The 17900-nt window shown below is 43.9% G+C and carries 8 protein-coding genes; all 8 read left to right on the plus strand.

Features of this window, described 5'->3' with window-relative positions; translation table 11 throughout:
* Positions 1-245 precede the first annotated feature (245 nt).
* The 8 genes from V7K73_RS20285 to V7K73_RS20320 all read left to right on the plus strand — a co-directional run bounded on the left by V7K73_RS20285 (position 246) and on the right by V7K73_RS20320 (position 17883).
* Positions 246-2045 (plus strand): ShlB/FhaC/HecB family hemolysin secretion/activation protein, encoded by a 1800-nt coding sequence (locus tag V7K73_RS20285; protein ID WP_334882437.1) that lies wholly within the window; start codon positions 246-248, stop codon positions 2043-2045.
* 152 nt (positions 2046-2197) lie between these two features.
* The gene (locus tag V7K73_RS20290) at positions 2198-4645 is read left to right on the plus strand and encodes an S-layer family protein (RefSeq protein ID WP_334882439.1); all 2448 of its coding nucleotides are present in this window, start codon (positions 2198-2200) and stop codon (positions 4643-4645) included.
* A gap of 64 nt (positions 4646-4709) precedes the next feature.
* Positions 4710-7175: an S-layer family protein gene (locus V7K73_RS20295; protein WP_334882441.1), complete on the plus strand. Its 2466-nt coding sequence runs from the start codon at positions 4710-4712 to the stop codon at positions 7173-7175.
* A 154-nt stretch (positions 7176-7329) separates the two neighbouring features.
* On the plus strand, positions 7330-9876 hold the full coding sequence (locus V7K73_RS20300; protein ID WP_334882443.1) for a CHAT domain-containing protein: 2547 nt from the start codon (positions 7330-7332) through the stop codon (positions 9874-9876).
* A gap of 189 nt (positions 9877-10065) precedes the next feature.
* Positions 10066-11052, plus strand: coding sequence for a DUF928 domain-containing protein (locus V7K73_RS20305; RefSeq protein ID WP_334882445.1), 987 nt, complete (start codon positions 10066-10068; stop codon positions 11050-11052).
* A 218-nt stretch (positions 11053-11270) separates the two neighbouring features.
* Positions 11271-14093: a CHASE2 domain-containing protein gene (locus V7K73_RS20310; protein ID WP_334882447.1), complete on the plus strand. Its 2823-nt coding sequence runs from the start codon at positions 11271-11273 to the stop codon at positions 14091-14093.
* Positions 14090-15391 (plus strand): hybrid sensor histidine kinase/response regulator, encoded by a 1302-nt coding sequence (locus V7K73_RS20315; RefSeq protein ID WP_334882449.1) that lies wholly within the window; start codon positions 14090-14092, stop codon positions 15389-15391. Before V7K73_RS20310 ends, V7K73_RS20315 begins: the two co-directional genes overlap by 4 nt.
* A gap of 503 nt (positions 15392-15894) precedes the next feature.
* The gene (locus tag V7K73_RS20320) at positions 15895-17883 is read left to right on the plus strand and encodes an amylo-alpha-1,6-glucosidase (RefSeq protein ID WP_334882451.1); all 1989 of its coding nucleotides are present in this window, start codon (positions 15895-15897) and stop codon (positions 17881-17883) included.
* Positions 17884-17900: the final 17 nt, after the last annotated feature.

A 17900-nucleotide genomic window follows, 5' to 3' on the forward strand; every position in this document is an offset into this window, starting at 1 on the left:
CCAAGAAATTCCTTAACCGAACGTTATTGGGGTTACTCCTTCAGAAAAAGCAGTATTTACCCTGACGGCAGTTGTAAAAAATACAGCGAATATTTATATGAGATGATATAACACTCTTTACATTAAAGTATCGGGGCTTAATTAGATAACTAGTCATGCAAAATAAATTATCTAGTTAGGCAAGGGAACTATTAACAGTAAAGGAATACAGCGATTTAATCGGATTAAAAAATGGCTAAATATTTATGCGTAGGTATTTAAATGTGAAGAAAGAATTGATAATTAACTATACGCAAAAACAGCAACTGATTCGTAAACCTTGCATAGCCAGACTAAAACTTTTAACATTCGGCTTTGTTTTAGCAGCAGTATCGTGCAACTATGATTGGGCAATTGCCCAAACTTCTAATCCTCAAACGTTACCGCCTCACTGGCCAAAAGATACCCCGGTCATTCCCTTACCTTCGGATGCGCTACCGCAGCCATCAGACCAGAATCAATTACTTCCTTCGCCACAAATACCGGATCAGCCAACTCTAAAAGAGGATGATCCTAATGCTAAATTCCGGGTCGATCGCATTGAAGTTGTTGGCAGTACAGTTTTCAAACCAAAAGATTTTGCTGCTATTACGGCTCCCTTTGTGGGACGAGAAGTATCGTTTGCAGAGTTGTTGCAAGTCAAAGATGCCATTAGCAAGCTCTACACTGATAAGGGCTATGTAACTACCGGAGCTTTAATCACACCGCAGACACTAGAAGCTGGAGTCATTAAAATTCAGATAGTCGAAGGCAGTTTGCAAGAAATTAAAATCGTTGGCAATCGCCGATTGCGTAGTCAATACATTCGCGATCGCATCCAACTTGGTGCTGGCAAACCTCTCAATATACCACGCCTAATAGAAAAACTGCAACTGCTTCGCCTTGATCCGCGCATTCAAAACCTATCAGCTGAGTTGCAGATGGGTGTACGTCCCGGAACCAATATATTGCAAGTCGAGGTTAAAGAAGCCGATACTTTTTCGCTTACAACAATTTTAGATAATGGGCGATCGCCCAGTGTTGGCAGTTTTCGCCGGGGAGTGAATCTACAAGAAGCCAATCTATTGGGCTTTGGTGATACTCTCAGTGTCGGATACGCCAATACCGATGGCAGTAATACAATCAATGCGAATTACACACTGCCAATTAATGCTCACAATGGCACTGTATTTTTTGGTTTTAATCAAGGGTGGAATCACGTAATTGAAAAACCATTCAGCGTCCTTGATATTCAGTCAAACAGCCGGTCTTACGAATTGGGCTATCGGCAACCGTTAGTACAAAAGCCAACTCAGGAATTAGCGGTGGGGCTATCATTCTCACGGCAAGAAAGCCAAACAGAGTTAGGTCTTGATAATATTGGCGGGTTTGCTTTATCGCCTGGTGCAGATGCGAACGGAAAAACCAAGATTTCCGCTCTGCGTTTTATCCAAGAGTATACCCAACGCAGCAATAAACAAGTTTTTGCAGCGCGATCGCAATTTAGCGTCGGGGTAGATTGGTTTGATGCCAATGTCAATAAAGATGCCCCAGATAGCCGCTTTTTTGCTTGGCGGGGACAGGGGCAGTGGGTGCGGCAATTCGCACCAAACACTCTATTGTTAGTTAGAGGTGATTTACAACTAGCAGCAGATTCCCTCGTACCTTTAGAGCAATTTGGTCTTGGGGGACAGCTAAGTGTGCGGGGTTATCGCCAGGATGCATTACTCACAGACAATGGTATGTTGTTTTCGGCTGAATTCCGGTTGCCTATTGTGCGGGCTTCCAATCTTGGAGGAGTGCTACAACTGACACCATTCATTGACGTGGGCAAAGGCTGGAATAACAAGGGCGATAATCCATCATCTAGTACGTTGGTGGGTACTGGGTTAGGACTGCTGTGGCAACAAAGCGATAAATTTTCAGCTAGGCTAGATTGGGGCATTCCCCTGATATCGGTAGACGGTGAAAAGCGATCGCTCCAAGAAAATGGGCTATACTTCTCACTTACCTATTCGCCATTTTAACGGACTTGCTATATTGCGATCGCACAAAGCGTGCCTGCTGCAAGAGTGCGAATTGATTTAACCTGTGCTGCCATTACAAAAAGTTAATCATGTTATTAATCATGCCATTTAGGGAACTCTAACTTGACATCAGTTCAAGGAATTTTTTGGTGATGAAATTCGTACCCTTTGTATTTTTTTTAACAATTGGGTTCTTATCTCCAGGGATGATGCGATCGGCGATCGCTCAGGTGACATCTGATGGCACTACCAACACTATTGTCAAGCAAAGTGGTAATAATTTTACTATTATTAACGGAATTGATAAAGGTAATAATTTATTTCACAGTTTTAGTAATTTTTCTGTGCCTACTGCTGGTTCAGCAACGTTTGATTTAATTAACACGCCAAATATTACAACTATATTTAGTCGGGTTACAGGTGGAAATGTTTCTAATATTGATGGGTTAATTAGCACGCTTAATAGTAAAAACGCGGTAAGTTTGTTTTTGATGGATCCTGCGGGAATTGTGTTTGGTAAAAATGCCGCGTTGAATATTGGTGGGTCGTTTGTGGGGACGACGGCGAATAGTATAAAGTTTGGTGATGGGGTATTTAGTGCCGTCAATCCAACTGCAACACCTTTATTGACCATGAGTGTGCCTATTGGACTGCAAATGGGCAGAAATCCCGGAGCAATTCAAGTGCAAGGTGACGGACACACCGGGCAATTTAGTGACTCGCTCCAGGTGTCTGGGCTGAGTGGCACTACAGGTCTACAAGTGCAACCCGGAAATACCTTGGCATTAGTGGCTGGAAACATTGCTCTGGATGGCGGCTTACTCAAGGCCCCAGGAGGACGGATCGACTTAGGCAGCGTCACCAGTGGCAGCGTCGCCCTCAATTCCCACCCGCAGGGATTTGCCCTCAGCTATGACAATGCTTCTGGTTTTGGCAATCTTCAGATGACGCAACGGGCGTTAGCTTCGACCCAGAACTTGAACAACAGTAGTGGCGGCTCGATCCAATTGCAAGGAAAACAAGTCAGCCTGCGCGACGGGTCTGTGGTGCTAATTCAAAATCGCAGCAATCAGCCGACGGGAGATATTACCGTCAATGCCACAGAGTCGCTGCAAATTCTCGGCAAGTCGCCAAATTTCACGGCATCCAGCGCTTTGGTGAATGAAACCGTTGCCGATGGTGCTGCCGGGAATATTGCGATTAAGACGCCGCAATTTCTGATCGATCAGGGCGGCTTTGTGCTGAGTCGTACCTATAGCTCGGCTCCCGGCGGCAACATTATAGTGAACGCCGGTCAGATGGTGGTCAACGGCTTTGCCGCCGGTGACTCTAATCAATTTAGATCGGGCAGTTTGCTGCTGGCAGCCTCTAATAGCAGCGGTAAGGGCGGTAACGTTGACATCACCACTCAGAACCTGTCGATCTTTTCCGGGAGTAGGGTGTCAGCCAGCCCCACCAGTTCGGGTGTTGGCGGGAATGTGACAGTGACTGCCGATTCTATTCAGATAGACGGTGGTACGCGAAGCTCGGCTAACACTTCCCTATCAACAACAGCCTCTGGCACAGCGAATGCAGGCGATCTAACGTTGAACACTCGGACGCTATCAGTTCAATCGGGTGGGGTTGTGTCGGTTTCTAGCGTCCGTTCGGGAAATTCTGGGGCGCTCACGGTGAATGCCTCGGAGTCCATCGAGGTCAACGGGACGAGGCGGACGTTGATCGGGGCTTCCGTTCTTGCTTTCTTCGGTTCAAATTCCCTTGCCAATGCAGGAAAAATCACCCTGAATACGCCCCTGCTAAACGTTCGTAACGCCGGAATAGTCTGGATTGATAATCAAGGATTGGGCAATGCTGGCAGTTTAACCGTGAATGCTAAACGGCTGCAACTTGAAACCGGGGGTAGCATTGCGGCATCGACGCGATCGGGCAACGGGGGCAATATCAATCTGCAACTGCAAGAGAGCTTGATTCTACGTCATGGCAGCAACATTACTGCCACAGCAGGCGGCAATGGCAATGGTGGCAACATTCTGATCAATTCACCCATTATTCTGGGTTTAGAAAACAGTGATATCATCGCTAATGCAGTAAAAGGTCGTGGCGGCAATATTAACATCACCACCCAAGGCATCATCGGTCTAAAATTCCGCAGTACGCTCACTCCCAGAACCGACCCCACGAATGACATCACCGCCAGTTCCCAATTCAATGTCAACGGCAACGTAGAAATCAATAATATCGGTGTTGACCCCAACTCTGGATTAGTCGAACTACCACAGAATGTTACAGACCAATCTCAGCAAATAGCCAGTGGCTGTTCTGAAAACCAAGGCAGCAGTTTTGTGGCAACCGGAAGGGGTGGTGTACCGCAAAATCCAACGCAGGAAATGACAAGCGATCGCACTTGGTCTGATATCCGCGACATCTCTGCATATCGCAAAACTGGCGAAGTAACTGCCCAAATATCACCATCTCCAGAGGTTCTTATCCAAGCTACTTCCTGGCATCGTAACGCACAAGGCAAAATTGAGTTAGTTGGAGATTTATCTGCAACTCAGCTGCAACAAGCGTTAACCTGTGCTGCTATTCCCAAAAGTTAATCATGTTATCAACAATAGCATTTAGGGAACTATAACTTGAATCAGGTTAAGGAAGTTTTTTGTGATGAGAGCCGTACCTTTTCTATTTATATTAACAAGTGGGTTATTAACTCCAGGGATGATGCTAAGGGCTTATGCTCAGGTGACATCTGATGGTACAACTAACACTATTGTCAACCCAAATGGGAATAATTTTAATATTCTTAATGGTATAAAAAAAGGTAATAATTTATTTCATAGTTTTAGTAATTTTTCTTTGCCTACAGGTACTTCAGCAAATTTTGATTTAATCAACACGCCAAATATTACAACTATATTTAGTCGGGTTACGGGTGGAAATGTTTCCCATATTGATGGGTTAATTCAAACTCTCAACGGTAATAATCCGGTAAGTTTGTTTTTAATGAATCCGGCGGGGATTGTGTTTGGAAAAAATGCCTCATTGAATATTGGCGGCTCGTTTGTGGGGACAACGGCGAATAGCATTAAGTTTGCTGATGGAATAGAGTTTAGTGCGACTAATCCCGGTGCTACGCCATTGTTGACGATGAGTGTGCCAATTGGGTTGCAAATGGGGCAAAATCCGGGAGATATTACCGTCCAAAACACTGGACACCGTTTAATTAGTATTGGTAATACTATAGTTTCTCCTCTGGATCGAAGTAACAATCCTGTAGGATTAAGCATTACCTCTGGTAATAACTTGGCATTGATAGGGGGAGAAGTAGGCTTAGATGGTGGAGTGTTAAATGCACCTTCTGGACATATTGAACTCGGTAGCGCCAGTAATGGCACAGTTAATCTCAACACTTCTTCTCCTCATTGGAATTTTGATTATGGCAATATAAAGCAATTTGGTAATATTCATCTGTCCCATCAATCCCTTGCCGATGCCAGTGGCACCCCTGCGGGTTCTATTCATTTCCAAGGTCGAAATATTAGCTTGCAAGATGCGTCTGCTGCCCTATTAGTTAATCAAGGAAGCAATAATTCAGGCGATATTAGCGTTAATGCTAGTGAGTCATTGCAACTGGGGGGAGTTGGCACTGATGGATTTCCACAAAGTCGATTGCGTGCTGATAATTTTGGCGATGGTGCTGGGGGTAATATTTTGGTTTCTGCCTCCCAAGTATTCCTCTATGATGGTGGTACTGTTGATGGATTCAATTTTGGTAAAGGTTCAGGAAGTAATATTTCTGTGGAAATTGGAGATTTGCTTCAAGTTGTGGGATTATCGCCTATTAGTGGATTGAGCAGTTCACTGATTACTAGCACCACCAATTCGGGGAAAAGTGGTGATATTCGAGTAGTTACCAAAAAATTGCAGATTTTAGATGGTGCTGAGATCGACAATGTTAGCGTGTCTAATGGTATGGGAGGTAATACCACAATTAATGCTGCTGATTTCATCGAAGTGATGGGGCAAAATTTGAATGATAGCCTCATAGCGGTTAGTGCATTCAGCCAAGCAAATGCAGGCCAATTAACTATTAATACTGCCAAACTGAGGGTGCGAGATGGAGGAGGTATCGTTGCCTCTACCGTAAATAGCGGCAATGGAGGGGATTTGCTAATCAATGCTTCAGATAGCGTTGAAGTCAGTGGAGTGAGTAGTATTTCTCGTCTCCCAAGTCGAATTGGTGCTAGGGCCGAATTACTTGCACCACCGATTCGGCAACTACTTGGATTACCAGATGTGATCACAGGTAACACAGGTAAACTCGTTGTTAACACCTCGCGCTTGCAGATTACAGATGGGGCAATTGTTGGCGTTGACCATCAGGGTATTGGCGATGCTGGAAAACTGGAAATTAATGCGGTTTCAATCCGGCTCGACAATGGTGGTAAAATTACTGCCGCTACTGTTCAGGGTGAAGGCGGTAACATTTCTGTCCAGGCAAATGACTTGGTTATGCGTCGTGGTAGTTCAATAGTTACTAATGCAGGTGGTATTGGCAATGGTGGCAACATCACCATTAACTCTCCCATCATCGTCGGCTGGGAAAATAGCGATATCATCGCCAACGCATTCCAAGGTAATGGGGGCAACATTAACATTACAACTCAGGGTATTTTCGGTCTAGAATATCGTCCTCAACTTACCTCAGAAAACGATATTACAGCTAGTTCCCAATTTGGCGTTAACGGTACGGTAGATATCAAGAATTTTGGTGTCGATCCAAATTCGGGCTTAGTAGAATTACCAGCAAATGTTACTGATCCATCTAAGCTTATTGCTACAGGCTGTTCTAATAATACTGGTAGTAGTTTTGTGGCAACGGGAAGAGGTGGAATACCGCAAAATCCCACAGAGGAGGTGAGGAGCGATCGCACTTGGTCTGATATCCGCGACATCTCTGCATACCGCAAAATTGGTAAAGTAACTGCCCAAATATCACCATCTCCAGAGGTTCTTATCCAAGCTACTTCCTGGCATCGTAATCCTGACGGCAAAATTGAATTAATTGCAGATAAAGCTACTGCGAATGTACAACAACCATTAACTTGTGCTGCTGTTCCCAGAAGTTAATCTCAAATGGACACTAACTATCTAATTCCCCAATGCGATCGCTCATCAGCTGATAGTTCGCCTTATAAGTTGGGAATTATACATGTAGTCATTTCCTAAAAACCTGTGTTGTGACTAATTGTGAACAAAATGGCTTAATAATTAAGTATTTTTTATGGCTTTCGGAATTAAACAAACTCGTTGGCTATATATCAGCCTCAGTATTTTAAGTTTGTGTTTAGCATTTACAATTACACCTGTAAAAGCATCTCCACCAGTAACAACCCCATTTTTATCTTTTTCCCAACCCACCAATTGGCTAGAACTTGGACGAAACCTCTATCAATCGGGGCGTTTTTCTGAAGCAGTGACGGTTTGGCAAACGGCAGCACAACAGTACCATAACCAAGGCGATCGCAGCAATGAAGCCCTAAGTTTGAGTTACCTGTCATTGGCACAACAGGAACTCAATCAGTGGGAAGTAGCTAAAGAATCTATCGAACAAAGTGTAAAAATTTTGCAATCGGTTAAACCCTCTGCCGATGCGATTATCTGGGCGCAAATACTGAATACTCAAGCAAATTTACAACTGCATACAGGCAAAACTGAAACCGCCCTAGAAATTTGGCAACAAGCTCAAAAATATTATGAGCAGGCAGGCGACAAAATGGGCAGCATAGGCAGTCAAATCAACCAGGCACAAGCCTTACAAAGTTTGGGATTTTACCGCAGATCGAAACAACAGTTGGAGACGCTAACCCAAAAGCTAGCAACAATGCCAGATTCAGAAATCAAAGTTAGTGGGTTGCGATCGCTCGGTTTAGCTTTGCACGCGATCGGTGATAATAAAAGTCAGCAAGTTTTAGAACAAAGTTTAGCCACAGCGAATAAAATTGCCGCTAAAACCCAGTTAAGTTCTATTCTTTCGAGTCTAGGGAAAATTGCCTCTGACTCCCAAGACCCAGAAGCAGCATTAAATTACTTTGAAGATGCCCAAACAGCAGCTACGAACCCGAATGAAGCTTTACAAGCGCGTTTAGCTCATTTCAAATTATTGGTGGATTACAACAAACTGGAAAATGCAATTCCCCTCGCACCTCAATTACGACAACAGTTGTCAGAACTACCACCCAGTCATAGTTCCCTTAATGCAGCAATTAATTTTGTCGCAACCTTAAATCGCTTAGAAAACCCCGATCGAGTTTTACCAAGCAAAGATTTGGCACAACTGATGGCAGACACAGTTAAGTCTGCCGAAAAAATTCAGGATGCAACTGCCCAAGCCTATGCACTGCATCAGTCGGCACAACTCTACCGTCGCACAAAACAGTGGTCTAAGGCAAAGGAATTAGCCGAGAAATCCCTGAATATTGCCCGTCAACTCCAAGCTGACGATCTCATTGCTCAATCAGCTTGGCAAGTGGGACAGTTGTATAAACAACAAGGCGATCGCAAAGAAGCAATTACCGCCTATACCGAAGCAGTTAAGTCATTAAAGGCACTGCGAGGCGATATGGTTGCCGTTAACCCCGAAGTCCAATTTTCTTTCCGCGAAAGTGTGGAGCCTGTCTATCGGGAACTAGTGGGTTTACTTCTGGATGAGCAACCAACCCAGCCTGAATTGATCCAAGCGCGGGAATTGATTGAGTCACTCCAAATCGCCGAACTTGATAACTTTTTCCGTGAAGCTTGTTTAGATAAAGCCCAGCAGATTGACCAAGTTGACCCCACAGCAACGGTTATTTATCCGATTATTCTAAGCGATCGCTTAGGAGTAATTCTCTCCAAAGCTGGACAACCACTGCGTTATTATGTGACTCTAAAATCTCTTGCTGAAATTGAGCAAACTTTAGATAATTTCCTTGTTGGTCTCAACCCAGTCTCAGACTCAAAAGTTCGGGATCAATTGTCCCGGCAGATTTATGGCTGGCTGATTCAAAAACCAGAAGAAGATCAAGCATTCATTGATACTAAGACATTGGTATTTGTTTTGGATGGTAAATTACGTAACATTCCAATCGCAGCCCTGTATGACGGTAATCAATATCTGATTGAGAAGTATGCTGTGGCCCTCTCACCAGGATTGCAACTAATGGCAGACCGATCGCTCTCTTCAAACCATATTGATGCAATTATCGGCGGTATCAGCCAATCTCGATCTGGTTTTAGTGCCTTGCCATCAGTGGAATCCGAAGTCAAGGAAATCTCTCGGACTGTGCCATCTTCAATGTTACTGAACCAAAAATTTACAACTCTTGCCCTGGCCGCTCATGTCAAATCCAGTAATGCCAATATTGTCCATCTAGCAACCCACGGACAGTTTAGCTCCCGGCTCGAAGATACCTTTTTACTTACGTGGGATGGACAAATTAATGTGAAGGAGTTGTCCGAACTCCTTAAAAATCGTAGTGGTAATTCATCAAAAGCGATCGAATTATTGGTACTGAGCGCCTGCGATACCGCAACGGGAGACGATCGCGCCGTTCTTGGACTAGCAGGCTTGGCTGTTAAATCCGGTGCCCGTTCCACCATTGCCACACTTTGGCCAGTCAAAGATAAGGCAGCCCAAATGCTCATGACTCGCTTCTATGAACAACTACGGCAACCCAGAGTTACTAAAGCCGAAGCACTACGGCAAGCACAAATTAACCTGATTCACCAAACTGATTTCCATGACCCGTTCTTTTGGTCTGCCTTTGTTTTGGTTGGAAACTGGCTGTAATTACGTAGATTATTTTCTATTGACATACACAAAAAAAACATCTAATTTATGGAATTTCAGCCGACATTCGGATATAAATGCTAGTAAGCTTCCTTATCATGGATAGTGTTTAGAAGTATTCTATCCTTTTTTAGCCCAGTGATTTTGATGTATTACATATCACTATTTACTCAAATGAGGTCAAACACCATGAAACGTCGATATTTAACTAGTGCATTGAGCATCATCGCTTTGATAGCTAGCAGTACATGGGCTAGTGCCTATGCTGTAACATTTACCCCACCTGACCAAAATGGCGCTCCCAGCCAAGCAACTGGAGGAGCGTCCCGTGGCAACTTCTTTACCCCACCTGTCCAAAATGGCGCTCCCAGCCAAGCAACGGGAGGAGCATCCCGTGGCAACCTATTTACCCCAACCAAAGGTAACAGCGCTCCCAGCCAAGCAACCGGAGGAGCGTCCCGTGGCAACCTCTTTACCCCAACCAAGGGTAACAGCGCCCCTAAACAAGCAACGGGAGGAGCGTCCCGTGGCAACCTCTTTACCCCAACCAAAGGTAATAGCGCTCCCAGCCAAGCATCTGGAGGCGCTTCCCGCCTCGGTACTTATGACTTGAACCCTTCGACTGTAGCAGCAGGAGGGCCTGCTGCGCTAATCGCACTTCTACCTCAAAGCTTCTATGGCACAACGGTGTCTGAACGCCCCACAATTTTGGTATACCTCCCTGCTTCTAATGCAGAAGAAGCTGTGTTCAGCCTCAAGGATGAAGCTGGCAATATACAGTATAAAATGACTATTCCTGTTGCTCTTAAAGCTGGGGTGATCGCAGTTAAATTACCAGCTGATGCACCCGCTTTAACTGTTGGGAAAAACTACCAGTGGTTTTTGGCAGTGAAACTGAACAGGACACTTGGCCCAAGTACGCCTTACGTTGATGGTTGGATTCAGCGTATCCAGCCTACTGCTGAACTGGCAACAGCGATGCAGCAGGAAGATGCTTTAAAGCAAGCAGCTGCTTTTGGTAAAAACGGAGTGTGGTATGACTGTGTAGCAACAATGGCTGTGCTACATACCGCCCAACCCAAAAATACGGCTATCATCAAGCAATGGGAAGAACTTCTTTCCTCAGTTAGCTTAAAGGATATTGCAACAGTTCCTTTAGTAGGATCTGCCAATTAGAAACTGAGCAGTGGGGATTAGTACTGCAAGGCGGAAGTCAAAAGTTTTGTATATCAAGGCTTTTGTAAGTTTTAAAATGGTAGCTTGATTTACGCCGTGTACTAGGTAGTATTTTCTTCCTAATCCCCAATGCCAATCCCCAATTTCAGATAAGTGTTAATGGAGTAATAGCTGACGAATATTAATCAATATTATTTAAGTAAGCCTCTAGCGAAATTATGTGGCGTAAATTCCAAGCTTTCATCCAACGCTCTGGCAGTGTTTTGATTATTAGTCCCAGTATTGCTCTAACATTTATTGTTGGGCAGTCTTTGGGACTTTTTAATTTGCCTGAGTGGAAACTTCGTGATGAATGGATACGACAGCGATCGCAAAATACAATAGCTGAGAAAATCGTAATTGTCACAATTGATGAACAAGATATCCAATCAGTTGGTAAATGGCCAATTCCAGACCGATCACTAGCGCAATTACTAGAAAAAATCCAGGCGCAACGACCCCGCGCCATCGGTTTGGATCTTTATCGGGATTTACCAGAAGGCATTGGATACGATCAACTTGTAAAAGTCTTTCGCAACAGTCCCAATTTGATTGGCGTTGAGAAAATTACCGGGGAGCATGTCAATCCGCCACCAGAATTAAAAAAACTCGATCAAGTCGGATTAGCAGATTTGGTCTTGGATGGCGATCGCCATGTGCGTCGTGCCTTACTTACAGCAGCCGATGCCAAGGAACAGGGAAAAATTAAAGCAGGACTGGCAACCCTTGTAGCCCTCAAGTACCTTGAAGCCGAAAAGATAACTTTAGAATCCGTTGACGAAAAGCAGCAGAAGTTTCGATTGGGCAATCAAATCTACAAGCCACTACAGAATCAAGAAGCAGGTTATTCCAATGCCGATGTCGGCGGCTATCAAATTTTGCTCAACTGGTATGGAACGGATACGGCGTTTCGCACAGTTACTATGCGGGATGTGTTGGCAGGAAAAATTCCAGCAAACCTGATGCGCGATCGCATGGTATTTATTGGGTCAACTGCTGCTAGTACCAATGACTTCTTTAGCACACCATTCAGTTCCTCCTTGATTTCTGCCCAAAAACCTACACCTGGTGTTGTTATCCATGCCAATATTGCCCATCAACTAGTAGAAGGAGCAAAAACAGGGAAAGCAAACCTGCATGGCATTTCTGGGATGGCTGTATCCCTCTGGATTATTTTATGCTCTTTTATCGGTTCTGGTGGTAGTTGGTATTTAGCTAGTGCGCGTACCGGGCGACAGATTCCAGGCGGCAAAATTCTTTGGGCAACTGTAGGCATCAGTGGCGCATTCATGGCTGGTGGCTATGGAATGTTTCTGCACGGTGTTTTGATTCCGGTAACACCCGCCTTAGCTGCGTTCATCAGCAGCGTGGTTGCCACAACCAATGCCTATAAACAGCAGAAGTTAGAAGAAGCGAATTGGCAACTAGAAATTGCTAATAGTCAACTATTAGATTATTCTAAAACCTTGGAGTTCAAAGTTGAAGAACGAACTCATCAATTGCTGGAGGCAAAGCAAGCTGCTGATGCTGCTAACGAAGCAAAAAGCGAGTTTCTGGCCAATATGAGCCACGAGCTACGTACACCGCTTAATGGCATCCTTGGTTTTGCTCAGGTGCTTGAGGCATCACCAAACATGACAGAGAAAAACCTAGAAGGAGTTAGCATTATCTACCAGTGTGGCACACACCTTTTAATGCTAATCAATGACATTCTCGACCTTTCAAAAATTGAAGCTCGTAAATTAGAATTGCTTGCGACTAATGTACATTTGCCAACTTTCTTACATGGTGTCACCGAGATTTGCAGTATTCGAGCCGATCAGAAAGGAATTACATTTAACCTTTTCATGAGCGATCGCTTACCAATTGTCATTCAAGTAGATGAAAAGCGGCTACGGCAAGTGTTGATCAACTTACTAGGCAACGCGATTAAATTTACAGACAATGGTAGCGTGACATTCAAAGTAGATGTCATTGAGGAAGAGTTTCCGCATCATACAAATGACACTACAGAAATAACATATCAGAAGATTCGCTTCCAAATTGAAGATACAGGTATTGGGATGTCACCAGACCAACTAGAGAAAATCTTTTTAGCCTTTGAACAAGTAGGTGAGGCTGGACGCAAATCTGAAGGTACTGGCTTGGGATTAGCAATCAGTCAAAGAATTTCGGCATTGATGGGCAGCCAAATTCAAGTGCAGAGTCACCTTGGTGAAGGTAGTCTATTTTGGTTGGATTTGATAGTACCAATCCCAGTTTCCCATGACTGGCATCCAGTAAACATCGCCTCAACCCACCAGAAAATCGTCGGTATTCAGGGTACTGCCCCTCAAATTCTAATTGTCGATGACGATCGCAACCACCGTTCTATGTTGACTAGTCTGCTACAAGAAGTGGGTTGTCGAACCTTGGAAGCAAGCGACGGCAAACATGGGCTACAGATGGTAACTGAACATCACCCAGATGTGATTGTGCTTGATTTAGCTATGCCCAATATGGATGGCTTTGAGCTAATGCTTCACTTACAAGAGAATCCCCAAACTCGGATTATTCCGATTATTGTCTCTACTGCCAGCGTATTTGAAGAAAATCGGCAACAGAGTTTAAAGGCAGGAGCTACAGCATTCTTACCTAAACCCCTGCAAATTGATGAACTATTCAATGCGCTGCATTCTGCCTTCGACGCAGCAGCGAAGCGATCGCCACTAAAATTTGACTGTATCTATAGCCAATCTAAACCTGAGCATTTATCTGCCAATAATCAGCAAATAGATAATAGTGAATTGATTCTACCATCTCAGGATATTTTGCAACAACTTTATCATCTGGCAATGATGGGAGATATTCCAGCGATTGAGGGAATTATAGGAGAGCTAACTAAGAAAGACAGCCAGTTAACTGCTTTCGCAACTGAGTTGAGCATACTCACTGCCAACTTCCAAACCGCAAAAATCCGTAAGTTCCTAAAATCATTTGTAGCAACGGAGTCACATCCATGATGACCGAACCTTTTTTAAAGCCAATGCATATCCTGTTGGTAGACGATAATCCAAATAATCTTAAGGTTCTATCTGAAGCGATTCAGGGATGTGGTTGGAAAGCACTCATGGCAACGGATGGAGAGTCAGCGATCGAACAAACAGAATATGCCCGTCCCGATCTGATTCTCCTGGATGTCATGATGCCAGGTGTGGATGGATTTGAAACTTGCCGCAGACTGAAAGCCAATGCCATCACTCAGAACATTCCGGTCATTTTTATGACTGCCTTGACCGATGCTACAGATAAAGTCAAAGGGCTAGAAATTGGTGCAGTTGACTACATTACTAAACCCTTCCAACATGAAGAAGTCATTGCTCGATTAAAGTTACACCTGAAAATCTCCCATCTCACCCGTACTTTAGAACAAAGAGTGCAAGAACGCACCGCAGAATTATCCCAATCTCTACAACAGTTACAACAAACCCAACTACAACTAATCCAAAGTGAGAAAATGTCCACCCTTGGACAACTTGTTGCAGGCATAGGTCATGAGATTAATAACCCAATTGGTTTTATTAGTGGAAATTGCTTTCATATTGAGGAATATGTAAAGGATCTCCTTCATTTGGTGAATCTGCAACAGCAAAAGCTAGCACACCCAAATCCAGAAATTGAAGAACTTATTCAAGAAATTGACTTAGAGTATATCACTGAGGATTTATCAAAAATTTTCTTATCAATGCACCAGGGAATTGGTCGTCTTAAAGACATAAGCCTTTCTTTAAGAACCTTTGCTCGATCCGATATTTCGTCTAAGGTAGAGTTTCAAATTCACGAAGGAATTAATAGTACATTAATGCTATTAAAACATCGACTAAAAGACCAAGGAAACCGCCCGAAAATCGAGGTTTTGACACAATACGGTAAGTTACCTCCAATTACTTGCTATCCCGGACAAATGAACCAGGTACTTATGAATATTATCGCCAATGCTATTGATGCATTTGATAGCCTTCATCAAACGCGCTCAGTTCAGGAGATAGCCGCTTACCAAAACACTATCACGATTACTACATCGGTCGATCATCAGCAAAACAATATTACAATTTGTATCGAAGATAATGCTCTTGGTATGTCTCCTGAGGTACAAGCTAAAATTTTTGAGCCATCTTTTACAACTAAGCCTGTGGGTAAGGGAACTGGGCTAGGATTAGCTATTAGCCACCAAATTGTTGTTGATAAACACAATGGACAAATCAACTGCTTGTCAACCTCTGGTCAGGGAACAAAGTTTATTATTACTCTGCCAATTTAGGTTTAACGTGAGTTAGACGAGTTGAAAAAAGAACAAAAAAGTAACCGTTTCGGGGTAGAAGTAAGGTTGCAGTCTGTCTGGTTGATATATTTGGCAATATTGGTATATATTCAAAAAGTTTTACCAGCTATAGCAGTCCTATTTGATTCGTGAAAAATATAAAATTTGAAAACGAACCGCAAAGTATGCTTTGCGGCGCAAAGGCAAGAAAGAAGAAAGAGATATATAATTTTCACAAATCATTTAGGACTGCTATATATACACTTAGATAGGACTTACGCAAAATGACCAAAAAACGAACCGCAGAGGACGCAGAGAAGCCAGTGCGCCCTTGCGGGTTAAGAGACTTGTCCCTTGCGCGTCTCCCCTTGGGAGAAGCAACTGGCGCGACACAGAGGAATAAGAGTTTGAGAGAGTTTTTGCGTAAGTCCTGTTAGAGTTAATAAAAGTTATTGATGTGGGAAAAAAAAGCGAGAATATTGGTGACATAATTAGGTATATTTATGAGCATCAACTTTGGACGGGAAATTTGTGGAAATCTTGATGCAGCAGAGTCGCGTGAGTGGTTAGTAACCAATGGTAGCGGCAGCTATGCTTCAGGTACAGTAGCAGGTTTATCAACACGGGGTTATCACGGTTTACTTGTAGCTGCACTGCAACCACCGTTGCAGCGAACCTTACTACTAGCAAAGCTAGATGATACAGCAGAGTATGAAGGCAGCTTTTATCCCCTGTTTGCCAATCGTTGGTCAAATGGCACAGTTGATCCTCAAGGTTACCGCCATATCGAAAGCTTTTATTTAGAAGGAGCAGTACCTGTATGGACTTTTGCTTGTGGAGGTGCGTTATTAGAGAAACGCATCTGGATGCAGCCTGGATCTGATACTACATATATTCATTACTACTTGCGACGAGGAAAGCGATCGCTTAAGTTATCAATCGAAGCATTTGTTAATTACCGCAACTATCACAGCAGAACCCATGCTCAAGAATCGCCTGCCAACAATTGGCGAATGAATGTGACACCGATTGAGCATGGAGTAGATGTGAGAGTGTTTCCAGAAACGCAACCTTTGTACTTGTTGACAGATAGCGGTAATGCCTCACTTAAGAACGAGTGGTACTATGGATTTGAACTCGCAGCCGAAAAGGAACGCGGACAGGGCGATATAGACGATCATCTTCACCCAGCAACTTTTGAAGCCACACTAGAGCCTGGAAGCTCATTTACTTTTGTCGCTAGTACGCAGCAAAACCCTAATTTAAACGGTGCAGTAGCCTTAGATTTACGTCATCAATACGAGCAAAAGCTAATAGCAGACTGGCAAGCTAAACGATCGCCACAAGCGTCTCAAGTTCCTGATTGGGTGCAGCAACTTGTACTCGCTGCCGATCAGTTTATTGTTGACCGACAAGGTGGAAAAACCATCATCGCCGGTTACCACTGGTTTACTGATTGGGGTCGGGACACCATGATTAGTCTCCCCGGTCTGACGCTTGCCACTAATCGTCCCCAAATTGCAGAATCCATTCTCCGCACCTTTGGGCAATATATCAATAAAGGAATGTTGCCCAATCGTTTTCCTGACGATAACAAGCCACCCACAGAAGAATACTATAATACAGTTGATGCAACACTGTGGTATTTTGAAGCCATCCGCCTTTACCTTGCTACAACTGGTGATGACAAGCTATTAGCAGATTTATTTCCCAAACTTGCAGAGATTATCGAATTCCACCGTCAAGGAACGCGCTACAACATTCGCCTCGATTCCAGCGATGGGTTGCTTTATGCAGGAGAAGCAGGAGTGCAGCTGACCTGGATGGATGCCAAAGTCGATGATTGGGTGGTTACTCCTCGCATTGGCAAGCCTATAGAAGTGAATGCCCTTTGGTATAACGCTTTGCGAACAATGTCCCAGTTCGCCCAAAAGTTAGGAAAATCTGATAAAGATTACGATGCAATGGCTAATGCGACTCAAAAAGGTTTTAGTCGTTTCTGGAATGATGCTAAGGGATACTGTTTTGATGTTTTAGACGGCCCAAATGGTAACGATGCTTCTTTGCGGCCAAATCAAATTTTCGCCGTATCCTTACCAGAAAGTCCGCTCACTTCTGAACAACAACGACAAGTAGTAGAAGCGTGTGAGCGATCGCTTCTAACTTCTCACGGATTACGCAGTCTTGCACCTGACGATCCGCAATATATCGGTCACTACGGAGGAGATCAATTACATCGTGACGGCGCATATCACCAAGGAACAGTTTGGGAATGGTTAATTGGCCCGTTTGTCTTAGCTCACTTACGTGTGTTTAACAACCCATCCGTGGCTCGCCAATTTCTAGAACCGATGCAACATCACCTCTATAGTGCTGGAGTTGGAACTATCAGTGAAATATCTAATGGCGATCCACCAATGGAACCTAAAGGTTGTATTGCTCAAGCTTGGTCAGTTGGAGAAGTACTCCGCGCTTGGCTAGCTACAGAGTAATAGGCAGGGGGCAGGGG

Origin of the sequence: Nostoc sp., assembly GCF_036916975.1 — a bacterium.
Classification (GTDB): Bacteria; Cyanobacteriota; Cyanobacteriia; order Cyanobacteriales; family Nostocaceae; genus Nostoc.